Here is a 22,941-nt window from a genome sequence, read left to right on the forward strand (position 1 = left end):
GCAGCTATCGCTCAGTGCAAGCCAACCACTCAGCTGGCCCGCTCAGCTTAAGGCCCAATGACCGCATGAGCAATCAGTGCGTTGATCGGCCGGTCGGGCCGAAAGCCGACCGCCATACGTATTAGGCTAAGGTGGTTCAGTCAGCTCCCAATGGAGTGGCGTATCTCAGACGTGTGCCGACCCCTATGCGCGGAGAAGAATGCCACTATGACTCGCCGCCCAGATCGTTGAGCACGTCATCTAGTCGTTCAGCTAGGTGCTGCAGGCAGTGCGCCCATTGCTGCAATGGAATGGCTGGCATGCCCATGGCGCCTTCGTCACGGGCGCGCGGTGCGGCCAGGGTGGCGAGCAGGCGTAGTTGGTCGCGTACGCGGAGCAGGTGGTATTGCGTGCCTTCGGACATCCAGTAGCCGGGTTCGTCGTGCATTCCGCTCTCCTTGCCATGAGGCAGCTCCCGCTGCACAACGCAGCGGGATGCCGGGAGGCTAGAAACCGCAGACAGCCGGCGGGCTTATTCCCCTTGCGGGTGTTGTATTCGCCGCCCTCCCGGCGTAGGAACGCCGAGCAGTGCCAGGCCAGATGGCCGAGCACAAAAAACCCACCAATTCTCGGAGGTGGGTACCGCTGTCTGTGTGGAGTTTCTAGGCTCCGAGCGGAAGTGTGCGTGCGGCGGTGAGTTGGGTCAAGTTGAAGCGATGTCCGGTGCCCACATGTGCGGCTTTGCACGTAATCTTTTCAAATGGACGCGCGGCGGCAATGACGCACTAGTTATCAGTTGACACATCGCCAAACAGGTAGCAATCTCGGTTGCAAGGAGCCTAGAAACTCCTCAGGCAGCGGTACCCACCTCCGTCAAACCGGTGGGTTTTTTGTGCCTGGATTTTTTGTACGAGTGCAGCCGACGCGAATGCCTATGTCGGAGTGCAGCTAATACAAAGCTGTTTGGGAAAACAATTCTGAAGTCTGTCTGTGGTTTCTAGCCTCCCGACATCCCGTTGCGTCGTGCGACGGGGCCTGTTCGTCAAGGAGGGCTTTGCCATGCGTCGATCCTCATCCCGCCCCGCGTCTGCGCGCAAGCGCGCCACGGTGCCGCCGCCTACCGAAGTCGTCTGGCGCTCGCTGGATCCCTCGATCCCGCCGCGGCGCTACCTCGAGCGCACGCCCATCCCCGAACCCCGCGCCGAACCTCGCACACCACGGCGCCCCGGCCGCCCGCGTGCGCCGCAGCAGTGCACTGTCGGCTATGGGTACTATCCCGACAGTCACCAGCGCATTCCCACCCTGCGCCTGCGCGGCCGCTGGCTGGAACAATTGGGCTTTGCCATCGGCAGCAAGCTGCACATCCGCCAGCGCGATGGCGAACTGGTCATCAGCCTTGTAGACCCATATTGATCACGCCGCAGCGCATGCGCGCACCGCATGCGCCCGGCCCGTTGCTGGAGACGTCGCATGATGAGTGAGGGCATGACCGGCGTGTCGCATGCAGACCGCCACGGTGTCATCAGCCAGGCGGTCGCGGCGCGCATGCACGCCGCAAGCGCGGTGCCGGTTGAGCGCTACGGCAGCCGCCCGTGGCACCACCGCAGCGCCTGTGCCGTGCGCGAGCTGCCGGCCCGCGCGCCCGCGGCGGGTCTCTACGCGCTTGGCCGCGTCACCACGCGCTGGCAGGTGCGCGAGGAGCGCGCGCCGCCCAGGGAACGCTTCGACCAGGCCGTGGTGCAGCTGCAGGCGGAGCTGCTCACCTACATGCGGCGGCGCCTGCGCGACCCGCACACCGCCGCCGACCTTGCCCAGGAAACGCTGCTGCGCCTGCTGGCCTACCGCAACACGCCAGGCATCCACAGCTACAAGCTGCTGCTGTACCGCATTGCCCACAACGTGGTGCTGGAGCACTGGCGCACGCGCCACCGCAGGCACGCCGCCCGCCACGTGCCGCTGGAGGACAGCGAACCGCTCGCCGCCGCCGGCACGGCGGTGGACCAGCTGGTGGACGCCCGCCGCACCCTGCAGCACCTGCACACCCACACGCTGCCCGCGCTGCCGCGCAAATGCCGCCAGGCCTTCATGCTCAACCGCTTCGACGGCCTCACCTACCCGCAAGTCGCCGCGGTCATGGGCATCTCGGTCAAGATGGTGGAAAAACACATCAGCCGCGCCCTGGCCGCCTGCCGCGCGGCGGTGGGTGAGTAATGCATCGAGCTGGCTGTCGGTGCATCACGGGCAGCCGGGCAGCTGCATCAGGTAGTGGCACCTTCCGCAACCCTCCGCGTCGGCGCCATTGCTCGTTGGTGGAAGCACGGCGTTCCTTCGTCTATCCGCCCTGGCACCGCTGCCACCCACCCGCAGCGGCCGACACCTGCTCCCATCCATTGTGCAGCCGCTTCATCGCCTGCCCGCCCACGCACGCATCGCCCAGCTGCCTGGCCTCTGCCGTGCCCAGGCCGGGCAGCGCGATGACGGAATCCGACGGCGCAGGCCGCCCTTGCCGATGCGCCTCGTTGCGCAGGGTCATGTTCTCGATGCCCTGGCAGTAACGCACCATGCCCGGGTGCGGATGCGCGCGGTACTGCTCGCAATTGAAGGGCGTGGTGTCGCGCGCCATGGCGTTGTACGGCTGCCGCGCTGGCGGGATGTACGTGCTCGTCGCCTTGCCCGTGGCTGAGCGCATGTGCTGCGCCAAGACGCCTTGTCCGCACGCAAGCGCGCACAGCGTTGTCAGTGCCAGCGCCACACGGCGCGCGATGGTGATCCTGTCCATGGTGTCCCCCCTGTGAGCAGGCATGCTGGCCCATGCGCCGGGGGCCTAGGTCGTGAGCCGGCCTGTTCTGGCCATACCGCAGGCTAGAACGCCAACGCCCCGATCATGTCGGGGCGTTGGTGCGATCTCTCGCCGAAGTGGGCGTTGCCGTCTGCGCGGTGGTGCGTTGCCGCTGACGGCCAGTCACTGCTCCGGCCCGGCGGGTGTGCTGCCCGCCGGCACTGCCATCGACGTTGACGCCTTCGATTGGCTTGATTGGAAGCCGACTTACTTGGAAGCGTCGCGCACTTTGTCGGCGACCTGGCCGGCCTTGTTCTGCACCTTGCCGACATTCTTCTCGGCGGCGCCTTCCAGCTCGGTGCTCTTGTCGCCGGTGACACGGCCGACGGTTTCCTTGATCGCGCCCTTGACCTGCTTGGCGGCGCCTTCGATACGGTTCTTGTCCATGGTGTGCCTCTTACGGTTGGGGTTGGTGCGGACCAGTCTGGACCCGGTTGGTGTGAGTGCGACGTGGGCGCGCCGTCATCCGCGCGTCAGTGCGCAGCGGCTGCGCTGGCGCGTGTGCGGCAGCCCGGCGAGGGCGCGGGGCGTTGTGCACGTGTTGTTGAGACCGCTGCCTGCACAATGCGCGCACTTTTCTCCAGGCACAGCCGTCACGTGAGCACAGCGCACCCCGCCATCGAGCCCATCGGCCTGGAGTTTCTAGCGGGGGGCGGCGAGATGGGCGCCTTGATGCGCGCCCACGATTGGGCGGCCACGCCGCTGGGCGCGCCGGAGACCTGGCCGCAGTCGCTGCGCTCGTCGCTGTCGGTGGTGCTCAATTCCACCCTGCTCGGTGCGGTGCTGTGGGGGCCGGAGCTGCGCCTGCTCTACAACGACGTGTACCTGCAATCGCTGGGCGACCGTCACCCGCACGCCTTGGGGCAGCCGGTGGCCGAGGTGTGGGAGGAAACCTACGCACCGGTTGCGCAGGCCTTTATGCGGGTGATGCAGACCGGCGAGGGCTTCGGGCAGGAAGTGATCGCCTTGCCGATGCTGCGCAACGGCGTCAGCGGGACGAGCTACTGGAATGCCACCGCCTCGCCGATCCGCGGCGAGGACGGCAGCATCGTGGGGCTGATGAACATCGGCATCGAAACCACCGCGCAGGTGGCGGCCGAGCGCAACCGCGCGCTGCAGCACGCGAGGTTGAGCGACGAAAACACGCACCTGGTGCACGAGGTGGTCAACCGCACCAGCGAGCGCGATCGCGCGCTGGAAGCCGAAACCGTGGCGCGCCGCAATGCCGAGCGGGTGCAGCTGGCACTGGCGGCCGGGGCGATCATCGGCACCTGGATCTGGGACCTGCGCACCGACGCGTTCTCGGTGGATGAGGCCTTTGCGCAGAACTTCGGCTTCGATCCGTCCATCAGCCGCACCGGCCTGACGCTGGAACAGGTGATCGACATGGTGCACCCGGACGACCGCGAGGGGCTGCGCGCGGCCATCGGCGAAGCGCTTGCCCGCGGCGGTGCGTATGCACACCAGTACCGGGTCAAGCGGTGCGACGGAAAGTACTACTGGCTGGAAGCCAATGGCCGGGTCGAAAAGGGCGCCGATGGCACGCCGCTGCGGTTTCCCGGGGTGTTGCTGGACATCGAGGCGCGCCACGCGCTGTCGGAAGAGCGCGACCGCGCGCTGGCGGCCTTGCGCGAGCTGAGCGACACGCTGGAGCAGCGGGTCACCGAGCGCACGCGCGAGCTGATGACGGTGGAAGAAGCCTTGCGCCAATCGCAGAAGATGGAAGCGGTGGGGCAGCTCACCGGCGGGCTGGCGCACGACTTCAACAACCTGCTGGCGGGCATTTCCGGCGCGCTGGAGCTGGTGAGCCTGCGCATCGAGCAAGGCCGCTTCTGCGAGCTGGAGCGTTACCTGGCCACCGCGCAGGGCGCCACCACGCGCGCGGCGGCGCTGACGCACCGCTTGCTGGCGTTTGCGCGGCGGCAGACGCTGCTGCCCAAGCCCACCAACGTCAACCGGCTGGTGCTGGACATGCTGGAGCTGATCCAGCGCACGGTGGGCCCGGGGATCTGCGTGGAAAACTTGGCCGCCGGCGAACTGTGGCTGGCGCTGGTGGATGCGCCGCAGCTGGAGAACGCGCTGCTCAACCTGTGCATCAACGCGCGCGACGCGATGCCCAACGGCGGGCGCGTGCGCGTGCAGACCAGCAACCGCCGGATCGACCACGAGATGGGCCTGCAGCTGGGCATGCCGGAAGGGCACTACCTGTCGTTGTGCGTGAGCGATACCGGCACCGGCATGCCGCCGGAGGTGGTGGCGCGCGCGTTCGATCCGTTCTTCACCACCAAGCCGCTCGGCGAAGGCACCGGGCTGGGCCTGTCGATGATCTACGGGTTTGCCAAGCAATCCGGCGGGCAGGTGCGCATCCATTCGGAAGTGGGCAAGGGTTCGACGGTGTGCATCTACCTGCCGCGGCACGCCGGTGCCGATGACAGCAGCGATGGCAGCACCGCCGCGCTGGAACTGGCGCCGTCGCTGGCCGGCGAAACGGTGTTGATCGTGGACGACGAGCCGTCCATCCGCCTGCTGTTCACCGAGGTGCTGGAAGAGCTGGGCTACACCGTGCTGGAGGCCGCCGACAGCGCGGCGGGGTTGGGCATCCTGCAGTCGCCGGTGCGGATCGACCTGCTGATCAGCGACGTGGGCCTGCCCGGCGGCATGAACGGCCGGCAGATGGCCGATGCCGCGCGCGTGGGCCGGCCCGGCCTCAAGGTGTTGTTCGTCACCGGCTTTGCCGAACACGCGCAATTGAACGACGGCCACCTGGAACCGGGCATGGCGGTGCTGGCCAAGCCCTTCAGCGTGGGCGTGCTGTCCACGCGGGTGAAGGAGATGATCGCAAGCGAGTGCTGAGTGCGGCGGTGCGACGCGGGCGCGTGTGCACGTGGGCGCGTGGGCGGCCCGGCCTGCGGCGGCCGGGCCGCCCCTCACTCCACGCTGGCGGCGACCAGCCGTTGCCAGAGCGCGGCGTTGGCCGCGTGGTCCGGCTCCAGCGTGGACAGCACGTCCAGCGCATGCTCCTGCTGCTCGGCGCCGTGGCGGGCGAGCATGGCCAGTGCGGCGGCCAGCCGGCCGTACCGCAATGCCATGCCGAGCGAGCTGGTGAGCAGGGTGGTGTCGTGCGCGGGGCGTTGCTCGTCCAGCGCGGTGCCCAGCGCGGCGGGCAGCTCCCAGGTGGTGGCGATGGTCCTGGCGACGGCGGCGGTATGGCGCTCGACCAGTACGGCGGCCACGTCCAGGCGATAGGGTAGGCTGGGGCGCTCGGCATAGGCATCGCGCAGCACGCGCAGGATCACCACCGCGCCCAGGCCCTGCAGCAGGCCGGCCAGCTGCGCCGCCAAGGTGTCGCCACCGCGCTCGCGCATGTAGGCCGCCGCGGCGGCGGCGGTGCGCAGGGCGTAGTCCCATACCGCGGCCGGCAGGCGTGCGTAGAGGCCGCCTTCCAGGCTCAGCACCGGCTGCATGACCGCGGCGGCGACGATCTGGCGCACGCCCTCGGTGCCGATATGCACCACGGCGCGCTCCAGGCTTTCCAGCGGGCCGCCCTGCGGGCGGTACAGCGCGCTGTTGGCGATGCGCAGCAGGTTGGCGGCCAGCGCCGGGTCCTGCGCGATGATCGCGGCGATGCCGCGGCCGGAGGCGTCCGGGTCGTTGACCGCGCGCATCAGCTGCGGCAACAACTGCGGGCGGCGTGGCAACAGCTGCGGGCGCAGGTCCACCTGGGCGAGCGCAGCGCCGACCGCATCCAGCACCGCGGCCTGGGCCGGGTCGCTGGGCAGGCGGCCCTCGGCCAGGGAGGGGGTGGACATCACCGCGGCATACATGCGGCGCAGCAGCGGCTGCATCGGCGGCGGCCCGGACGGCAGGGGCCGTGGTGCAGCGGCGGCCGGCGCCCGTGCATGCTCGGGTGCCGGCGCGGGCACGGCTGCCGGTGCCGGCATGGGCGCCGTGGGCGCGGCAGGGGTGGTGGCAGCTGCAGCGGTCGTCTGCGCACGGTGGCGCAGCAGCAGCCATGCGAGCACGCCGGCAAGTCCCAGGCCGGCAAGCAGTCCGGCAGCAAGCAGCAACGCAATCACGAAGGTCCAGGAGTGGTCTGATCGTGCAGCGACTATCCGCGAAGCCGGTGTGGACGGCAATGCGGGTGTGCGGTGGCGAGCGATACCGCCAGGCCCGCACCGCGGCACCGACGTGCTGCAGTGCAGCGATGAAACGCATGTCTTCAAGGTGACCGCTGCGCTGCACGTGGCGCTAACGCCGCAGGCGGCACTATGCGTTACCAGCTGTGCAGCCCTAGAGCATCTAGGCAGCTTAAAGGGTGCAGGCATCCGCAGTTGGACCACTTTCGACCCACAGACACCGCGCACTGCGCGGTGTCTGCGTGTGTGGGCGGTGCTGGGCTGCGCGCGGCGGCACCGCGGCACCACCGCGCTACAGCGTGCCCTGTTTCCACAGCCGCACGATCGCGGCCGGTGCATGTTCTTCAGGGATGCGCAGTGGTTCGCTGGCACCGTCCCAGGCAATGCTGAAATAGCGGCGGTCACCGCCACCGGCCTGCGGGCGCGGCAGCGCATGCACCAGGCACTGGTCCAGCACGCTGCGCAGCTGCAGGCGCTGGGCATCGTCCAGGTCGTCCATCACCAGCTGCCGTTCGCGGCGCATGGCGGGGAAGGCGGCCACCCCGCCTTCGCGGGCCAGCCGCAGGGTCACGCCTGCCTCCACCGGCGGACGCTGTGCGCTCATGCGAGCACGCCCACGTCGCGCCAGGCCTGCTGTACCGCGGTTGCCTCGGCACTGCTGGTGCCGTAGTCCGCACCGGCGATGCGGACGGTGAGCGCGGCAAAGGTGGCGAAGTCCGCGCCGGCGGCCAGTTCGCCGCCGGTGAGCGCGCGGTACCAGATGCGGCCGGTCTTCTCCCAGGCATGGCCGCCGATGGCCACCGCAGCGCGGTAGAACGCGTGGTTGGGAATGCCGGAGTTGTAGTGCACGCCGCCATCGTCCTCCTGGGTGTCGACAAAGCCGTCCATGCTGGCCGGTTGCGGATCCTTGCCCAGCGCCGGGTCGTCGTAGGCCGTGCCGGGCGCGCGCATCGAGCGCAGGCCCACGCCGTTGATGCCGGGCATCAGCAAGCCGGCACCGATGATCCAGTCCGCCTCGCTGGCCTGCTGCTGCAATGTGTACTGCTTGATCAACACGCCGAACACATCCGACAGCGACTCGTTCAAGGCACCGGACTGGTCCTGGTAGATCAGGTTGGCGGTGCGCTCGGTGACGCCGTGGGCGAGCTCGTGGCCCACCACGTCGATGGCGATGGTGAAGCGGTTGAAGACCTCGCCATCGCCATCGCCGAACACCATCTGCTCGCCGTTCCAGAAGGCGTTGTCGTAGCCGCGCTCGTAATGCACGGTGCCGATCAACGGCATGCCGTCGCCGTCGATGGAATTGCGCCCGTACACGGTCTGGAAGAAGTCATGCGTGGCGCCGAGAGAGTCGTAGGCCTCGGTCACTGCCACATCGTCGGTGGCAGCGTCGCCCTCGGCACGCACCAGGGTGCCGGGCAGCGCGGTGCCTTGTTGCGCGTCGTGGATCTGCCGCTGCACTGCTTGCTCGGTGGGCGTGTCCGCGGCATCGGCGGCCGGCGGCCGGGTGCGTGCGAGCAGGCCCAGCGCGCGCTGCTGCCGCAGCTGGGCGGTGATCTGCCGCGACAGCCGCGCGCAGTGCCGCGCATGCTCGGGGGCCGCCTGGGCCACATGGTCCAGCAGGTACGGCGGCAGGATGCCGGCACGGCGTGGCGTGACGAATGCAGACATAAGCGACCTCCACAATGGGCTGCGCCCGTGACTATGCCCAGGCCGGCTTTAGGAATTCGTTAGGCCGGCCCACTGTGCGCGCCGCGCTGGCATCGCGATAGGCCTGGCGTTCATTCCAGCTGCGACAAGGCCTGCCGGATCGGTGTCGGCCCGTCGATGAAGCCCACCGTCTTGCCGATGGTGGCCGGCAGCGCCAAGGCCGCTGCGATGACCTGCGCGACGTTGGCACGCGACACGCCGCCGTCGGCATCGCCGCCCGGATCGCAGGTGATGCGGCCCGAGGGCGGGTCCTGGGTCAGGCGTCCCGGCCCCAGCACGGTCCAGTCCAGTGCGGTGGTGCGCAGGTGCGCATCGGCCGCGGCCTTGGCCTGCGCGTAGGCGAAGAAGGCATCGTCCGGGCCGATGCCGTGTTCCAGCCCGGCCCCGAGATAGGACACCATCACGTAGCGGCGCACGCGCGCCTGCCCGGCGGCCTGCATCGAGCGGATCGCCGCATCGCGGTCCACCGCGTAGGTGCGCGCGGCATCGCCGCCACCGGCGCCGGCCGACCACACCACCGCATCGTGGCCGGCCAGTTGCGCGGCGATGGCGTCGGTGTCGGCCTGTTCGATATCGAACGGCTGCGGGGTGGCGCCGTCGGCAATCACATCGTCTGCGTGTGCAGGATTGCGAAACAGTGCCGTGACCGAATGCCCGCCGCGCACCAGCAGCGGCGTGAGCAGACGTGCGACCTTGCCATGGCCGCCGATCAACACGATACGGGACATCCCAACCTCCAAGACGGTGCGCCATCGCGGCGCGGGCTGCGCGCATCCTCGCCAACGGGGCGCTAAGGCAGCGTTATCGGCCGTGGAGACATCTGGAGAAACGTTGTTCCCGGCATGTGGCGTGTGGATGTGCGGATGCGATCGGGCGGTGACGCGCGCAGTGCAGCGTCATCGCGATCCCCTGCGCATCAGGCGGCCACCCTCAGGCGATGCACTGCATCGATCAAGCGGCATCGTGCAGCAGCGCCGGCATCTCCCGGCCGTCGCTGCCGGCGTGCAAGGCGCAGATGCAATGCGGATCGTTGCCCATGCTCCTTTCGGTCAGCCGGTTGCCGATCACCGGGATGGCGCCTGGCTGCCGCACATCTGGGACACTACGGCGCCACGCCTTCGGAATGCCCATGTCCCGTTCCACCGATACCGACCTTCGTCCACGCGTTGGATGCGGTGCGTTCATTCGCCGCGCCGATGGCCGCCTGCTGCTGGTGCAGCGCGGGCGTGCGCCCGAGCAGGGCCATTGGGGCCTGCCCGGCGGCAAGGTGGACTGGATGGAGACGGTGGAACATGCCGTGGTGCGCGAAGTGCTGGAAGAAACCGGCCTGCACGTGCAGTTGCAAAGCGTGCTGTGCATCGTCAGCTACTTCGAGCCGGAGCTGACGCCGCCGCAGCATTGGGTGGCGCCGGTGTATCTGGCCGCGATCCAGGGCAGCGAGCACGCGGTGCGGCGCGAGCCCGAGGCGATTGCCGACATCGGCTGGTTTGCGCTGGACGCGCTGCCGTCGCCGCTGACCACCTCCACGTTGCAGGCGTTGCAGCATCTGCCACCTGCGGCGTCGGCACCTGCCGCCTGAGTGCGATGCCTCGATGTCGCTGCAGCCAGTGCCGGCGGCGATGCACCGGCATGCGCCGTGGTGGTGCGGATGCTTGCGATGTTCGCGCGGATGCAGGGCCACGCATGCGCTGCCTGCGGCGCCGACCGCTTGCGCACGCTTGATGCGATGGCCTGATTGCACGCTGCGGCGTGCGTAGTTGCAGCATTTGCGTTACATCGCGTCGTTACATGCAACGCGCGTGTCTGCACGACGTCCTGCACGTCATGTGCGCGGTCTGCTGGCGCTATCCTCGCCGGTTGGACTTGCCTGGGAGGGCACTGCATGACACGTCATTGGTTGCACAAAACGCTGGCGCTCACATTGATCTGTAGCGCGTGCAGCGTGCACGCAAGCGCCGCCGAGCCGGCCACACCGGCCACACCGGCCGCCGCACCCGCCCCGGATGGCATCCGGCACGTGCCTGCTTTCGACCTGCCGGTGTCGGAGTTTCTGAGCCCGGCTGCACGTGCGCATATGGCCAACGGGGTGGCCCGTGCCGATCCGTTGGACAAGGCCGACAACGCCACCTTGCTCAAGCAACTGCCGGGCATCCGTGCCGACACCGAACGCTGGGCCAAGGGCGTGATTGCGCAGCTGCGCACGCGCTACGCGGTGGAGATCACGCCGGAGACCTGGAACGGCGTGCCGGTGCTGCGGGTGGAGCCGCGCACGCGCACACCCGAGCAGGCCAGGCGCGTGTTGATCGAGCTGCATGGCGGTAGCTTCGTGATGGGCAGCGCCGCCTCGTTCGGGTTGATGGAGGCCATTCCGCTGGCGGCAATGACCGGCATGACCGTGGTCGCGGTGGATTACCGGATGGGCCCCGAGCACCAGTTCCCGGCCGCCAGCGAGGACGTGGCGGCGGTGTATCGCGCCGCGCTCAAGACCTACGCGCCCGAGCGCATCGGCGTGTTCGGTTGTTCGGCCGGCGGCGTGCTCACTGGCGAATCGCTGGCATGGTTCGCCAAGGAAAAATTGCCGATGCCGGCAGCGGCCGGGCTGTTCTGCGCCGCAGGCGATGCGCGCTACCGCGGCGACTCGCGCATCGTGGTGGCGGCAGTGAACGATGCCTTGTTGCCGGACAAGGCCGGTGCGTTGCCGATCTGGGAAGACCTGTACTACGGCGACAACGTGGACTTCCACGATCCGCTGGTGTCGCCGGTGTTTTCCGATGCGGTGCTGCGCCAGTTCCCGCCGACGCTGTTCCTCACCGCCACGCGTGCGGCCGAGCTGAGCAATGCCGCCTATACGCATGCGCGCCTGGTGGATCTGGGCCGCGAGTCGGATCTGCATGTGTGGGACGGGCTGGGCCACGCCTTCCACCTCACCAGCGCACTGCCGGAAAGCCAGCAGGCGCTGCGGGTGGCCGCGCGTTTCTTCAGCAAGCACCTGGGCCTGCCGCCCCCGCCGCTGGCGGCGCCACGCTAACGCCACGCTGACGCCGGCTAGGCGCGGCGCTTACATCCTCTGACCTAGGTTGAGGCCGACTGGCGTTGCACATGCAACGCCGCCGTTGATCAGGAGAATCGAATGAGTCTGCAAATTCCTCAAGGAGCGTTGGTGGTGGTGGCCGATGGCGGCGAAGCACGCTGGTTCACCAACACCGGCAACGAAGCCAAGGTGGTGCTGCGCCAGCACGCGCGCACCGATGTGCAGAACGTCGACGACGACGGCCCGGCCGGCAAGGCGCCGCAGGATCTCAGCGAGGCGGACATGGACGAGATGACCTTCGCCAAGCAGCTGTCGCATGCCTTGAACGATGGCGCGCTGAAGCACGAGTACACGCATCTGGTCCTGGTGGCCGACCCGACCACGCTGGGCCGTGTGCGCCCGCTGCTGCACAAGGAAACCCAGCAGCGCCTGGTGGGCGACCTGGCCAAGGACCTGACCAACCTGCCGCTGGAAGACATCCAGCGCGCATTGTCGTAAGCGCACCGGAGCGGCCAGCCGATGGGGTTTGTTCGCGACTACGCCACGCAGGCGCCCGAACGTGGCGAGGTGGATGCACAGGCCGGCCTGCAGGTGCTGGAGTTCGGTACCGACTGGTGCGGCCACTGCATCGCCGCACAGCCGCTGCTGCAGAAGTTGCTGGGCGGCGTTGCGGCGCTGGACTACCGCAAGGTCGAAGATGGAAAAGGGCGGCCCCTGGGCCGCTCGTTTCGCGTCAAGCTATGGCCGACCATCATCTTGTTGCGCGACGGCGTGGAAGTTGCACGCGCCGTGCGCCCGCAGACGCGCGAGGACCTGCAGCCGCTGCTGTCGCAGCTGGGCCAAGCGCCGATGTAGCGCGCACCGCGCCTGATGGATGGCGCAGCAGGGCGCGCAGATGCCTCGCGCATGCATGGCGCGAGGCAGGCGCTGATTGCGCCAGATGCCTTGAAACAAGCGGGTTTTCGCCATGTGGCGGCATCGCGCCTGCAGCGAGCTGCGCGCTGTAGTACCATAGCGGGCTGATCAAGCCCTTGGGCATTGCCCATCCCTTGGTCGTCTGTCCCGCAGCGTCGCTGAGTCCGCGCGGCCGTCCGGGAATGCCTCCGGCGTCATCCAGTGCCTGTGCCATTGCCCTGCCTGACTGATGCGCCGTGTCCTGTGCGTTGCCAGGGCGAGCGGGCAGCGATGGCCGCATCTGGAGACACGACACATGCACGATACGCGCGCAATTGCCTCGCACTTTGGTTGGTTCAAGCGCCGCCGCCAACTGCAACTGGACGAGGTCACCGTGGTCGATCGCGGCATGCTGCGCAAGGCCGTGGGCGCTGCGGCGCTGGGCAATGCGATGGAGTGGTTCGACTTCGGCGTGTACGGCTATCTGGCGGTGACGTTGGGGCAGGTGTTCTTCCCGGCCAGCAATCCCACCGCGCAGTTGATCGCCACCTTTGCCACGTTCACCGTTGCGTTTCTGGTGCGGCCGATCGGCGGGCTGGTGTTCGGCCCGCTCGGCGACCGCTACGGGCGGCAGAAGGTACTGGCGGCGACCATGATCCTGATGGCGCTGGGCACCTTCAGCATCGGCCTGATTCCGTCCTACGCCAAGATCGGCCTGTGGGCACCGGCGCTGCTGTTGCTGGCCCGGCTGCTGCAGGGGTTTTCCACCGGTGGCGAATACGGTGGCGCGGCCACCTTCATTGCCGAATACGCCACCGACCGCAATCGCGGATTGATGGGCAGCTGGCTGGAATTCGGCACCCTGGGCGGCTACATCGCCGGTGCGGCCACGGTGACGGCGCTGCACATGACCGTGACCCCGGCGCAGATGCTCGACTGGGGCTGGCGGGTGCCGTTCCTGATTGCCGGCCCGCTGGGGCTGCTGGGCCTGTACATGCGCATGAAACTGGAGGAAACCCCGGCGTTTCGCGCCTATGCCGAGCAATCCGAACAGCGCGAACGCGAAACCGCCGCGCAGGGCCTGCTGACCATGCTGCGCCTGCATTGGCCGCAGCTGCTCAAGTGCGTGGGCCTGGTGCTGGTCTTCAACGTCACCGACTACATGCTGCTGACCTACATGCCCAGCTACCTCAGCGTCACCATGGGCTATGCCGAGAGCAAGGGCCTGTTGCTGATCATCCTGGTGATGCTGGTGATGATGCCGCTCAACATCGTCGGCGGCCTGTTCAGCGACCGACTGGGGCGCCGGCCGATGATCATCGGTGCCTGCATCGCGCTGTTCGCGCTGGCCATCCCCTGCCTGCTGCTGATCGGCAGCGGCCACGACGGGCTGATCTTCGCCGGCCTGATGCTGCTCGGCCTGGCGCTGGTGTGCTTCACCAGTTCGATGCCGTCCACGCTGCCGGCGCTGTTCTACACGCCGGTGCGCTACAGCGCGCTGTCGATCGCCTTCAACGTGTCGGTGTCGTTGTTCGGCGGCACCACGCCGCTGGTGACCGCCTGGCTGGTGGAGCGCAGCGGCGACCCGCTGGTGCCGGCGTATTACCTGATGGGCGCGGCGGCGATCGGCCTGGTGACCATGCTGTTCGTGCGCGAGACCGCCGGCCTGCCGCTGCGCGGCTCGCCGCCGGCAGTGGCCAGCGATGCCGAGGCACGCGCCTTGCTGCGCGCCGACAGCCCGGTGACGGTGGATGCGCAGCTGCCCGGCAGCACGGCGCCGTCCATCGGCCAGCCGCATACGGCCTAAGCGGGCTCGGCGCACGCGGCCTGGCCATCGGCGCGCCGCCGGGGCGGGCGGCGCGCACGGCCGCACGTCCCGGACAGCGGTGGCGACCGTGTGTGCCGCAATGCCACGGCGTGCCTGCAGTTGCCGCCCTTAGCGCAGCGCGCCGCCGCCGCCGTCGGGCCGATCGGGGCTGAGCATGTCGGCCGAGGGCGTGCCTTCGCCGGTTTCCACGTAGCGTTTGAGGCTGCTGCCCAGGAAGAAGCGCCAGCCGCGCGCGCAGGCCTCCTTGCACGGCGAGTCGCGATAGCCGGAGTGTTCGAACTCCACCTGCGTGCCCTGGCTGGTGGACTGCAGATCGAAGCGCATCACCGTGCCCTTCCAGGCGTCGGTGTCGAGCATGTTGGAGGCGTGGCAGCGCCAGCGCACCAGCCGATAGTCGGCACCGTCGTCGATGCTCAGCTCCACCCGCCAGCCCTGCCGGCTCCAGTCCAGCCGCACCCGGTTCTCGACCAGGCTCACCTCGCGCGTCCACCAGCACGCCAGCTGCAAGGGCTCGGACAACGCGACGCAGACCACTTCCGGCGCGGCCGCGATGACGATGCTGTGGCGGATCGCACGATTCATCTGACCGGCATGGCGACGTGGATCCCGATGATGGCCCATTTTGCTGGCCAGTTGCAGAATGCGCCTGTCCTGGACTGCCGGGTCCGCTCGTCCGGCGCTCACACGGCGCTGGGTACCATCGGCATAAGCCCAACAACGAAGAGCAGGCATGACGACGCTTCCGATCCCGGTGATGGACGTTGCCGCGCAACGCGATCTGGCCACCGCGCACGCGCTGCTGGAAAACCCCGGTGTGGCGGCCCAGCTGGCCAATGCGCTGGGCGCGCCGATCGAGAACCTGATCACCCGGCGATTGCCCGGGATGGTGACCCGCAACATCGACGGCATCACCCGCCGCGCGCTGCAGGTGGCGATGAAATCGGCGCTACTGAGCCTGCGCGGCAAGACCGATACGCAACAGCCGGCGTCCACCGCACGCCACACCATGGCAGTGGCGGTTGCCGGTGGTGCGGGCGGATTCTTCGGCCTGCCCGGCCTGTTGGTGGAACTGCCGGTGACCACCACGGTGATGCTGCGCTCCATCGCCGATATCGCCCGTTCCGAAGGCGAATCGCTGCACGATCCGCAGACCGCACTGGCCTGCCTGGAAGTGCTGGCGCATGGCGGGCGCAGTGTCGGCGACGACGGTGCCGAATCGGGCTACTTCGCCGTGCGCGCGGCGATGGCCCAACAACTCAGCGCCGCTGCCCGCCATGTCGCCGCGCACGGGTTTGCCAGCAAGGGCGCGCCGGTGCTGGTGTCGCTGGTGTCGCGTGTGGCGGCCAGGTTCTCGGTCAATGTCGGCGAAAAACTCGCCGTGCAGGCGGTGCCGTTGGTTGGTGCGGTCAGCGGGGCGACGCTCAATACGGTGTTCATGCGCCACTTCCAGGCAATGGCGCGCGGCCACTTCATCGTGCGCCGCCTGGAGCGACGGTATGGCGAGGACGCGGTGCGGCGTGCGTATGAAGCATTGACGCACTAAACAAGTGAGAAGGCACCGGACCACAAGGATGGGGACAGATCCTTGTGGCCCGGTGCCACGGTCACTACGGGCAGGCGATGTTCCTGCCGGGGTTCAGAGCGGTTGCGGCGTACAGAGTGCGCGCGCGCTGGCCGAGCCGATGAACTGATTGTTGGCGTCGCTCACCACGACATTGGCGGTGATGAACGTACTGCTGCGTGGGCAGTAAAAGTTGCAGTCCACGCTGTTGGTGCAATTTCTGGGGAAGATGGCGCCAGCAGTATTGTTGAAACTCCATGCATATTTGAATGGCGCCGGCGATCCCGGGCTGTCCACGCCTGCCCAGCAATAATCACTGCCGGTGCAGTCGAGTATGACGGTTGAGGCTTGTGCATTTGCAGTCGGTGCGGCGGAAAGACTTGCAACAACCGCCAGGAAACTCGTGGTCAAAAAAGCAACGGCCTTGTTCATGCGGATTTCCTCTGGAGTATGTCCCCCGCGCAATCATGCACAAGCGGTAGCCTGGCAGTTGGGATGGTGATCGCTAAATCGATGGACTGCACCTGCGTGTCAGCCACCAAGCAAAGGATGAGCTCGTTGGAGGTTTTGCATCCATACTGCAGGAATGTCCCGACGTTTCTCGCGATGCTCCTTATGACCAAGCCATTTTCGCCAGCCTCTGCACGTAACCGCGACCCGATCCTGCAGGTGCTGCGCAGGCACCTTGCCGATCGACATCAGGTGCTGGAAATCGGTGCGGGCACCGGGCAGCACGCGGTGCACTTTGCGGCGGCGATGCCGTGGCTGCGCTGGCAGGCCAGCGATCATGCCGATCATCTGCCGGGAATGAGCCAGTGGCTGGACGAGGCGGCACTGCCGAACACGCCGCCACCGATTGCATTGCAGGCGGTGCTGACACCGACGCCCGGCCTGGCGCCCACACCGCCATTGCCGCCCGCGCGGGCCGGTGTGCCGGCCGGCTATGACGCGGTCTACAGCGCCAACACCCTGCACATCATGGGCTGGCCGCAGGTGCAGGCCTTGTTTGCGGGGCTGCCGGCGGTGATGGCGCCGGATGCGCTGCTGGTGGTGTACGGGCCGTTCAATCGCGATGGGCAATTCACCAGCGAGAGCAACCGCGCGTTCGATGCGATGTTGCGCGAGCGCGACCCTGCGTCGGGAATTCGCGATGCGGCGGCCGTGGACGCACTGGCGGCGTCGGTGGGATTGCAGCTGATCGACGACGTGGCGTTGCCGGCGAACAACGACTGCCGGGTGTGGTCACGGCAGTCGCGGTGAGTGTGTCGCCGACACGTTGCCGATGCGGCAGCGCTGCTGTTTTCCAGTGCAGTGGATTGCCAGGGCGAAGACCGGGAAGCGCACTGCACCCGATCATGCACGGAGAGGGCGCTGCGCTGCGGCAGTCAGCGCCGGCGCCGTTCCAGCCACCACAGGGCGGTGGCCAGCGTGAGCCAGGCCAGCAGCCAGGGCCAGCGGGCACCGGGTAGCGACGTGGGCGTGCCGATGCCTGCGCGCGCGTCGATGGCGGCCATCGCAACGGTGGCGTCGCGGGTTTGCTGGGTGTGCAGCGCGCGGGCGTCGCCGGGCGCGCGCACATAGAGCCAGCGCGGTTGGGTGCCGGTCTGCAGGCGATGCCAGCCTGCGCTGGTCGGCCAGTAGCCGGCGCAGGCCCGGGCGCCGCTGGCGGCATCGATCAGCAGCGCCTGGGAGCGACCGGTGGGGTCGGTGACATGCGCGTCTGCGGCAACGTCGCACAGCGCCATGCGCTGGTGCGACCAGCCTGTCTGTACCGCCGCGGGCGCCGTGCCGCCGGCGCGGGCAACCGCACCGAACAGCTGCGCCCATAGCGCGGCATGCAGGTCGCTGCGGCCGGCCNCCAGCCTGTCTGTACCGCCGCGGGCGCCGTGCCGCCGGCGCGGGCAACCGCACCGAACAGCTGCGCCCATAGCGCGGCATGCAGGTCGCTGCGGCCGGCCAGCACCAGGGCGAAGCTGTCTTCGACCAGGCCGATGCCGATGCGGCCGCGACCTTGCTGGCGCCACCAGCCCAACGCGCTGCCGTCGCCTGCGCGTGCGGCGATCACCGCGTCGGCGTCCTGTGCTTGCAGGTTGCGGCGTTGCAGCGGCGGCAGGGGCGTGGCGTCGGCCGGCGCTGCGGCCGGATCGATGGCGCCGGGCGCTGCCAGCCCCAGCGGGGCGGCGACCGCGGCGCTGCTGCTGCCGCCTGTCACCGCCAGGCCCAGTGCGCCGAGCGCGGCGCGGGTGGCCGCATCCACGGGGCCGTCGGTGCGCACCAGCACGCCCAGGCCGCGGCCGATGGCGGCGCGCAGGCCCTGGCGCTGCGCGTTGCCCAGGGCCAGCAGGCGGCGCTGGTCGATGACCAGCAGGTCCAGCGTGTCCAGGCTGGCGGCATCCAGCGCGGCTGACTCGCCCAGCTGCATGCCGGGGCCGACCGCGATCTGGCTGCGCACCTGCATGCCGGCATCGCTGGCCCAGCGGCGCAGGTATTTCAGGTCCGGCTGCGGGGCGCCGGCCAGCAGCAGTACGCGCGCGGACGGCACCGCGGCGATCAGCACCGGCACCTGCACGCGGCCGCGTGCGGCGCCTGCGGCATCGCGCAGGCGCAGCGCGAACAGCACCTGCCCGGGTGCGCGCGCCAGGCCACCCAGCTGCACCTGGCCGCGCGCATCGGCGGCAGCGGTGTCGACCACCTGCCCGGCGGGATCCAGCAGCTCCACCCGCGCGCCCGGCAGGCCCTGCACGCGCGCGCTGATCGCGATGGGTTCGCCGGGCGCGACCGGGGGCGGCGTGGAGACGGCGACCAGGCCCGCCGGCGCCGGGGCCAGCGCCAGCCGCACCGGGATGCGCAGGGTGGCGCGGTCGCGTGCGGGCAGGCCGCTGCCATGCACGACCAGCGCGGTGGTGCCGGGCGCACGCCGCAACGCGGTGGCCAGGTCCGGCATGCGTGTCACGCCCGGCAAGGCGGGCGCCTCGGGCAGCGCGACCCACGCCGCGGCATCGGGGCGAACCCGATCTGCCTGGGTGCCGGCGGTGGCGACATGCAGCTCGCTCGCACTGCCGGCGCGTGGCGGCGGCAGCAGCACCGGGTAAAGCAGGCCGGCCAGCAGCGGCTGGGCGGCGAGCAACAGCCACAGCCGCAAGCGCGCATGGGGCTGCTGCGCGTGCGTGCGCAGCAGCCGCCACCCGCTCAGCAGCACCAGCAGCACCAGCAGCAGCAAGGCACTGCCGACCAGCCAGGGCAGCGCAAGCGTCATGGCTGCGGCTCCTGGCGGCGTGCATCCGCACAGCGCCGGCCACCCCAACGCGGCGGCGCGGCGTGCCCGCCCGGCCGCCGCAAGCTCCCCATCGCCAGCGGCAACCGCAGGGCCTTGCCGGCGTGCAAACGTGGAAAGAGGTTCATGGCCTGGCTCCAGGTACGCCACATCCAGGGCGCGCTGGAGGTGGCGCGACGGTGCGCCAGGCAACGGCGACGGTCGTCTGCCGGGGCAGGGACAGCATCATGGTGGCGGCTCCCGGCGCAGGGCATCCAGATAGCGCTGGCCGCGCGCGTCCGGCGTGGCGCGTCGGTGCGGCGGCGCCGGCGGGGCAACGAGCGTGCGCCAGACCTGGGCGCGCAGCCGGGCGCGGCAGCCGGTGCAATCGGGTTCGGCGCGCAGGGTTTCCACCGCGGCGGCCAGGCTGAGCGGATCGGGCAGGCGGTCCTGCCGGGTCTGCAGCCACTGCGCGTAGCTGGCCAGGGTGGCGTCCGGCACCGGCGCCTGTTCGCCCAGCGCGTCCCATAGCTGCAGCGCGGACGGATCCGGATCCGGGCGGGTGTCCAGGCCGGCGGCACGGTCGCCCAGGCCGGCGCGGTCGCCGCTCAGGCGGCGGCCGGGGTCGATCGGCGGCAACTGCGTGCCGACCCGCGCCAGGTAGATGCGTTCGGCCTGCTGCACCTGCTTGATGAAGCCCAGCGCCTGGTTGGCAAACGGCAGGGCACGCTCGGGGTGGCCCTGGCGCAGCTCGCCCTCGGACTGCCACATCTGGTCCAGCGCGGCGCGCAGCAGCGCGCGGGTCTGCGGGTCGAGCAGGGTGGCGGCTTCGGCATGGTCGTGGGTGTGCCCGAACTCGGACAGCACATCCTGCGCCTGGCCGAAGCCGCGGCGTTCCGGCCCGCCGTCGCCGTGCGCATGGTCGTGGTCGTCCAGTGCGGCGGCGCCGGCCTCGGATGCGGCAGGGTGGTCGTGCGCGTCATGCCCGTGTTCGTCCCGGGCGGGCGCGGGCGCCGCCGCAGGGGCGGCCGGTGCATCCGCGGTGGGCATGTCGGCGGTGGGCAGAGCATCGGCCGGGGCGTCGCTGGTGGGCGGGGCGTCGGCGGTCGGCGGGCCCTTGGGCGCGCCTTCGCTCTCTTCGCCCAGGAACTGGCCGTAGCGCAGCCGCAGCAGGCGCTGGTCCACGCCGATGGCGTCGGAGCGCTTGAGGTAGCTGGCATCGTCCAGGCGCGGTTTTTCCTTCAGCAGCGCCTCGGCATCGATGATGATCTGGCGCTGGCTGCGGAAGTAGGCCGGCAAGGTCTGCTTGACGCTGGCCTCCAGGCCGGCGGCCATGGCCTGCTCCGGCGGTGGCCAGCGCAGGATCACGCTGGCGCTGCGGCCTTCCTGCGGGCCGGGCTGGCGGGTGTCGTGGACGATGAGCTGGGCGATCAGGTCGTCGCCGGCCGCCATGCCCAGCGCCTGCGGCTGCAGCGTGGTGGCAAAGCCGCGCTGCCGGGCCGGGCCGCTGCCGCCGAGCGTGCGGCGCTGGGTGGTGAAGGTGATGGTCTCGCCGCTGCCCTGGGCCAGGGTCAGGCGCAGCTCGGCGCTGGCGGCCACCGCGTAGTCGTCGCTGGCCTCGAAGCGCAGCGTCCAGCCGCCATTGGAGGGCGTCCACAGCACCAGGCTCTGTTCGGGCGCCAGCACGCGCACCTGCGGCGGGCGGTCCGGCAGCACGTCGAGGCGGTGCAGCCGGCGGTCGGCCGGCGCGCCGTCGATGAGGATGCGGTACAGGCTGGCGCGCTCGGCGATCCACTGGCCCTGCCAGCGATCGGTGCCGTCCTGCCGGGCCAGCGCGACGCTGCGGCCGTCGGTCAGCCGCAGCGCCACGCTGCGCGGCGCCGGGTTGACCTGCAGCTGCCACTGCAGCCGGGTGCCGGCCGGCACGCGCGCATCCAGGCCGGGCAGGCGGGTGGGCGGCAGGCCGGTGTAGGCGGGCGGGGTGCTGTGCAGCCGGGCCTGACCCAGCGTGGGGGCGCCGGGGCCGGCACCGGCTGCTGCGGTGCCCCGGTCGTTGCCTGCGGTGGGCCGGTGGGCGGAGTGCGGCCACAGCAGCACGGCGGCGCAGGCGAGCAGGCCGGGCAGGCTCCATGGCCTGCCGCGTCGCCAGGGCCAGGCCGGGCGCAGGTCGCGCGGCGTGCTGCGCAGGCGCTGTTCCAGGCGCTGGCGTTGCAGGGCCTGCAATGGGCCCAGCTGCGCGGGCGGGACGAACAGCAGGTCGCTGCTGTCTTCCAGATCCGCATCGCGGTCCAGCCGGCGGATCAGCCAGGCCTGGTCGAGCCGGCGGGCCGCCAGCACTGCCACGCCGAGCAGCACCAGCAGGCCCAGCAGGCCCAGCAACATCGGCAACAGCGCCGGCTGCGCACCGGCGCGCCAGGCCAGCAGCGCCGGCAGCACCGCCAGCGGCAGCCCGCACAGCAGCACGCCTGCGGCCTGCCGTCGTCGCGCGGCCTGCCATGCCTGGTGCAGGGCAGGCGTGCTCATGCCGCGCTGCCCCGGCGTGGCGCGGTGGCCAGCCAGCGTTCGACCGCAAACAGCAGCAGCACCAGGCCGATCAGCCACGGCGCCAGCGGCCGGGGGGCATTGGCCAGGCGGATGGCGGGGCCGCGTTGCGGCTGCTGGGTCTGCGCCAGCGCGCGCTGTGGTGCGGGTACCGACTGCAGGGCGTCGTGCAGGCGGGCGGGGAAATCGGCCTCCAGCAGCGCCGGCAGCTGCTGCGGCTGCAGTGGCGCGGCCCAGCGCAGCAGGCGGCCGCGACCCACGGCGGTGGCGTCGATCAGCGGGGCGCCGTGTGCATCCTGCAGCAGCGGTTGCAGCGGGCCGGCGAGTGCGGGCGGGGCCGGCGTCTGCGCCGCGAGCAGCAGTTGCCCGCCGGCGGCGACCCAGGCGATGACCGGTGCCGGCGGTGGGCGTTGCGACAGCCAGGCCACCACCGTGCCGGCCGGCCAGCGTGCCGGCGCGGCGTCCGCGGGCGTGCCCACCGGCAGTGCGCCGGGCAGTGCCCAGGCGGCATGGACGGCGCGCAGATAACGCAGCGCCGGGTCGGCGGGGGCGTCGGCGATGGCCTGCAACCGCAACGGCGCAACGGCCGCCACGGCGGCCGCCGGCGACCGGCCGGGCAACACCTGCCACTGCACGTTGCGCGACAGCTGCAGGCGTTGCGCATCCAGCGGCCCCCACTGGCTGGGCACGATCACGCTGAGCGCAGTGTCCGGCGGCAGGCTGGCATCGAGTTCGCGCAGCAGGCTGCCGACCGGCGGCGCGGTGCCGGCAGCTGGGCGCGCCGCATCGGTATCCACCGGCGGGAAGCCCGGCGCCAGCCAGACCCACTGCGCGTTGGCCGCGTGGGTGAGGGCCCGGGCGGCGGCCAGATCCACGCCGGGGCTGACCGCGATGCGCGGGCGCGCCTGCCGGTGCTCGCGCAACGCCGGCTCGGCCAGCAGCAGCGCCATGGCGGCAAGCAACAGCAGGCGCACCAGCAGCAGCGGCCATTCGTCGAAACGCACGCGGTGCCGGGGGCGCGGCAGCGCGCGCAGCCAGCGCAGTGCGGCAAAGTCGGTGGGGCGGTGTTCGCTGCGTCGGGCCAGATGGATCAGCAACGGCAGCAGCAACGCGGCCAACGCGGCCAGGCCGGCGGGGAACAGCAGGAGCAGGTTCACTGCTGGGCCCCC

General features: G+C 70.1%; 22 protein-coding genes and 1 pseudogene. 10 read left to right on the forward strand and 13 right to left on the reverse strand.

Annotated elements, in window-relative coordinates; translation table 11 throughout:
* Positions 1-205: 205 nt before the first annotated feature.
* Positions 206-427 (reverse strand): XAC0095 family protein, encoded by a 222-nt coding sequence (locus C0541_RS04200; RefSeq protein ID WP_161959873.1) that lies wholly within the window; start codon positions 425-427, stop codon positions 206-208.
* A 611-nt stretch (positions 428-1,038) separates the two neighbouring features.
* Between C0541_RS04200 and C0541_RS04205 the strand changes: the two genes are divergently transcribed.
* Both C0541_RS04205 and C0541_RS04210 read left to right on the forward strand, forming a co-directional pair.
* Positions 1,039-1,392: a SymE family type I addiction module toxin gene (locus C0541_RS04205; RefSeq protein ID WP_115047263.1), complete on the forward strand. Its 354-nt coding sequence runs from the start codon at positions 1,039-1,041 to the stop codon at positions 1,390-1,392.
* A gap of 60 nt (positions 1,393-1,452) precedes the next feature.
* A complete protein-coding gene (locus tag C0541_RS04210; protein WP_238601256.1) occupies positions 1,453-2,190 on the forward strand; it encodes an RNA polymerase sigma factor in 738 nt (245 codons plus the stop codon).
* 121 nt (positions 2,191-2,311) lie between these two features.
* Here C0541_RS04210 and C0541_RS04215 read toward each other — a convergent pair whose 3' ends face one another.
* Positions 2,312-2,758, reverse strand: a complete 447-nt coding sequence (locus tag C0541_RS04215; RefSeq protein ID WP_115046046.1) for a hypothetical protein — start codon at positions 2,756-2,758, stop codon at positions 2,312-2,314.
* Between the two features lie 267 nt (positions 2,759-3,025).
* Positions 3,026-3,205 carry a CsbD family protein gene (locus tag C0541_RS04220; protein WP_115046049.1) on the reverse strand — a complete coding sequence of 60 codons (180 nt, stop codon included), beginning with the start codon at positions 3,203-3,205 and terminating at the stop codon, positions 3,026-3,028.
* Positions 3,206-3,382: 177 nt separating this feature from the next.
* Here C0541_RS04220 and C0541_RS04225 point away from each other — a divergent pair, with 177 nt between their 5' ends.
* Positions 3,383-5,671 (forward strand): ATP-binding protein, encoded by a 2,289-nt coding sequence (locus C0541_RS04225; RefSeq protein WP_193725862.1) that lies wholly within the window; start codon positions 3,383-3,385, stop codon positions 5,669-5,671.
* A gap of 74 nt (positions 5,672-5,745) precedes the next feature.
* Here the strand turns inward: C0541_RS04225 and C0541_RS04230 are convergent, their stop codons facing one another.
* The 5 genes from C0541_RS04230 to C0541_RS20635 all read right to left on the reverse strand — a co-directional run bounded on the left by C0541_RS04230 (position 5,746) and on the right by C0541_RS20635 (position 9,795).
* On the reverse strand, positions 5,746-6,894 hold the full coding sequence (locus C0541_RS04230; protein WP_429001331.1) for an HDOD domain-containing protein: 1,149 nt from the start codon (positions 6,892-6,894) through the stop codon (positions 5,746-5,748).
* 352 nt (positions 6,895-7,246) lie between these two features.
* Positions 7,247-7,558, reverse strand: a complete 312-nt coding sequence (locus C0541_RS04240; RefSeq protein WP_115046057.1) for a protealysin inhibitor emfourin — start codon at positions 7,556-7,558, stop codon at positions 7,247-7,249.
* On the reverse strand, positions 7,555-8,625 hold the full coding sequence (locus C0541_RS04245) for a M4 family metallopeptidase (RefSeq protein ID WP_115046058.1): 1,071 nt from the start codon (positions 8,623-8,625) through the stop codon (positions 7,555-7,557). Before C0541_RS04245 ends, C0541_RS04240 begins: the two co-directional genes overlap by 4 nt.
* Before the next feature lie 110 nt (positions 8,626-8,735).
* Entirely contained in the window at positions 8,736-9,392 is a 657-nt protein-coding gene (locus tag C0541_RS04250; protein ID WP_115046061.1) for an SDR family oxidoreductase, read from the reverse strand.
* A gap of 223 nt (positions 9,393-9,615) precedes the next feature.
* Positions 9,616-9,795, reverse strand: coding sequence for a hypothetical protein (locus tag C0541_RS20635; RefSeq protein WP_153064949.1), 180 nt, complete (start codon positions 9,793-9,795; stop codon positions 9,616-9,618).
* On the opposite strand from C0541_RS20635, the gene C0541_RS04255 reads away from it, so the two are divergent.
* From C0541_RS04255 to proP, 5 genes are all read left to right on the forward strand, one after another.
* Positions 9,788-10,243, forward strand: a complete 456-nt coding sequence (locus C0541_RS04255; RefSeq protein ID WP_115046063.1) for an NUDIX hydrolase — start codon at positions 9,788-9,790, stop codon at positions 10,241-10,243. The two genes, C0541_RS20635 and C0541_RS04255, sit on opposite strands and share 8 nt — an antisense overlap.
* Before the next feature lie 303 nt (positions 10,244-10,546).
* Positions 10,547-11,692, forward strand: a complete 1,146-nt coding sequence (locus C0541_RS04260) for an alpha/beta hydrolase (protein WP_161959874.1) — start codon at positions 10,547-10,549, stop codon at positions 11,690-11,692.
* A gap of 102 nt (positions 11,693-11,794) precedes the next feature.
* On the forward strand, positions 11,795-12,193 hold the full coding sequence (locus tag C0541_RS04265) for a host attachment family protein (RefSeq protein ID WP_104536642.1): 399 nt from the start codon (positions 11,795-11,797) through the stop codon (positions 12,191-12,193).
* Positions 12,194-12,214: 21 nt separating this feature from the next.
* Entirely contained in the window at positions 12,215-12,550 is a 336-nt protein-coding gene (locus C0541_RS04270; RefSeq protein WP_115046065.1) for a thioredoxin family protein, read from the forward strand.
* Between the two features lie 355 nt (positions 12,551-12,905).
* A complete protein-coding gene (proP, locus tag C0541_RS04275) occupies positions 12,906-14,396 on the forward strand; it encodes a glycine betaine/L-proline transporter ProP (RefSeq protein WP_115046067.1) in 1,491 nt (496 codons plus the stop codon).
* Positions 14,397-14,525: 129 nt separating this feature from the next.
* On the opposite strand, the gene C0541_RS04280 is transcribed toward proP, so the two are convergent.
* Complete coding sequence (locus C0541_RS04280; protein WP_115046069.1) at positions 14,526-14,999, reverse strand: SRPBCC family protein; 474 nt, start codon at positions 14,997-14,999, stop codon at positions 14,526-14,528.
* Positions 15,000-15,171: 172 nt separating this feature from the next.
* Between C0541_RS04280 and C0541_RS04285 the strand changes: the two genes are divergently transcribed.
* Complete coding sequence (locus tag C0541_RS04285) at positions 15,172-15,960, forward strand: EcsC family protein (RefSeq protein ID WP_115046071.1); 789 nt, start codon at positions 15,172-15,174, stop codon at positions 15,958-15,960.
* A gap of 93 nt (positions 15,961-16,053) precedes the next feature.
* Here the strand turns inward: C0541_RS04285 and C0541_RS20640 are convergent, their stop codons facing one another.
* Positions 16,054-16,410, reverse strand: a complete 357-nt coding sequence (locus C0541_RS20640) for a hypothetical protein (protein WP_153064950.1) — start codon at positions 16,408-16,410, stop codon at positions 16,054-16,056.
* Positions 16,411-16,593: 183 nt separating this feature from the next.
* On the opposite strand from C0541_RS20640, the gene C0541_RS04290 reads away from it, so the two are divergent.
* Positions 16,594-17,238 carry a DUF938 domain-containing protein gene (locus C0541_RS04290; protein ID WP_115046073.1) on the forward strand — a complete coding sequence of 215 codons (645 nt, stop codon included), beginning with the start codon at positions 16,594-16,596 and terminating at the stop codon, positions 17,236-17,238.
* A 125-nt stretch (positions 17,239-17,363) separates the two neighbouring features.
* Here the strand turns inward: C0541_RS04290 and C0541_RS04295 are convergent.
* The 3 genes and pseudogenes from C0541_RS04295 to C0541_RS04305 form a co-directional block, all read right to left on the reverse strand.
* Positions 17,364-19,234 (reverse strand): annotated as a pseudogene (locus C0541_RS04295) (carboxypeptidase regulatory-like domain-containing protein).
* Between the two features lie 243 nt (positions 19,235-19,477).
* The gene (locus C0541_RS04300) at positions 19,478-21,754 is read right to left on the reverse strand and encodes a DUF4175 domain-containing protein (RefSeq protein ID WP_161959875.1); all 2,277 of its coding nucleotides are present in this window, start codon (positions 21,752-21,754) and stop codon (positions 19,478-19,480) included.
* Positions 21,751-22,929 (reverse strand): BatA domain-containing protein, encoded by a 1,179-nt coding sequence (locus tag C0541_RS04305; protein ID WP_115046077.1) that lies wholly within the window; start codon positions 22,927-22,929, stop codon positions 21,751-21,753. Before C0541_RS04305 ends, C0541_RS04300 begins: the two co-directional genes overlap by 4 nt.
* Positions 22,930-22,941: the final 12 nt, after the last annotated feature.

This window comes from Xanthomonas arboricola (assembly GCF_003353015.1).
GTDB lineage: Bacteria > Pseudomonadota > Gammaproteobacteria > Xanthomonadales > Xanthomonadaceae > Xanthomonas > Xanthomonas arboricola_E.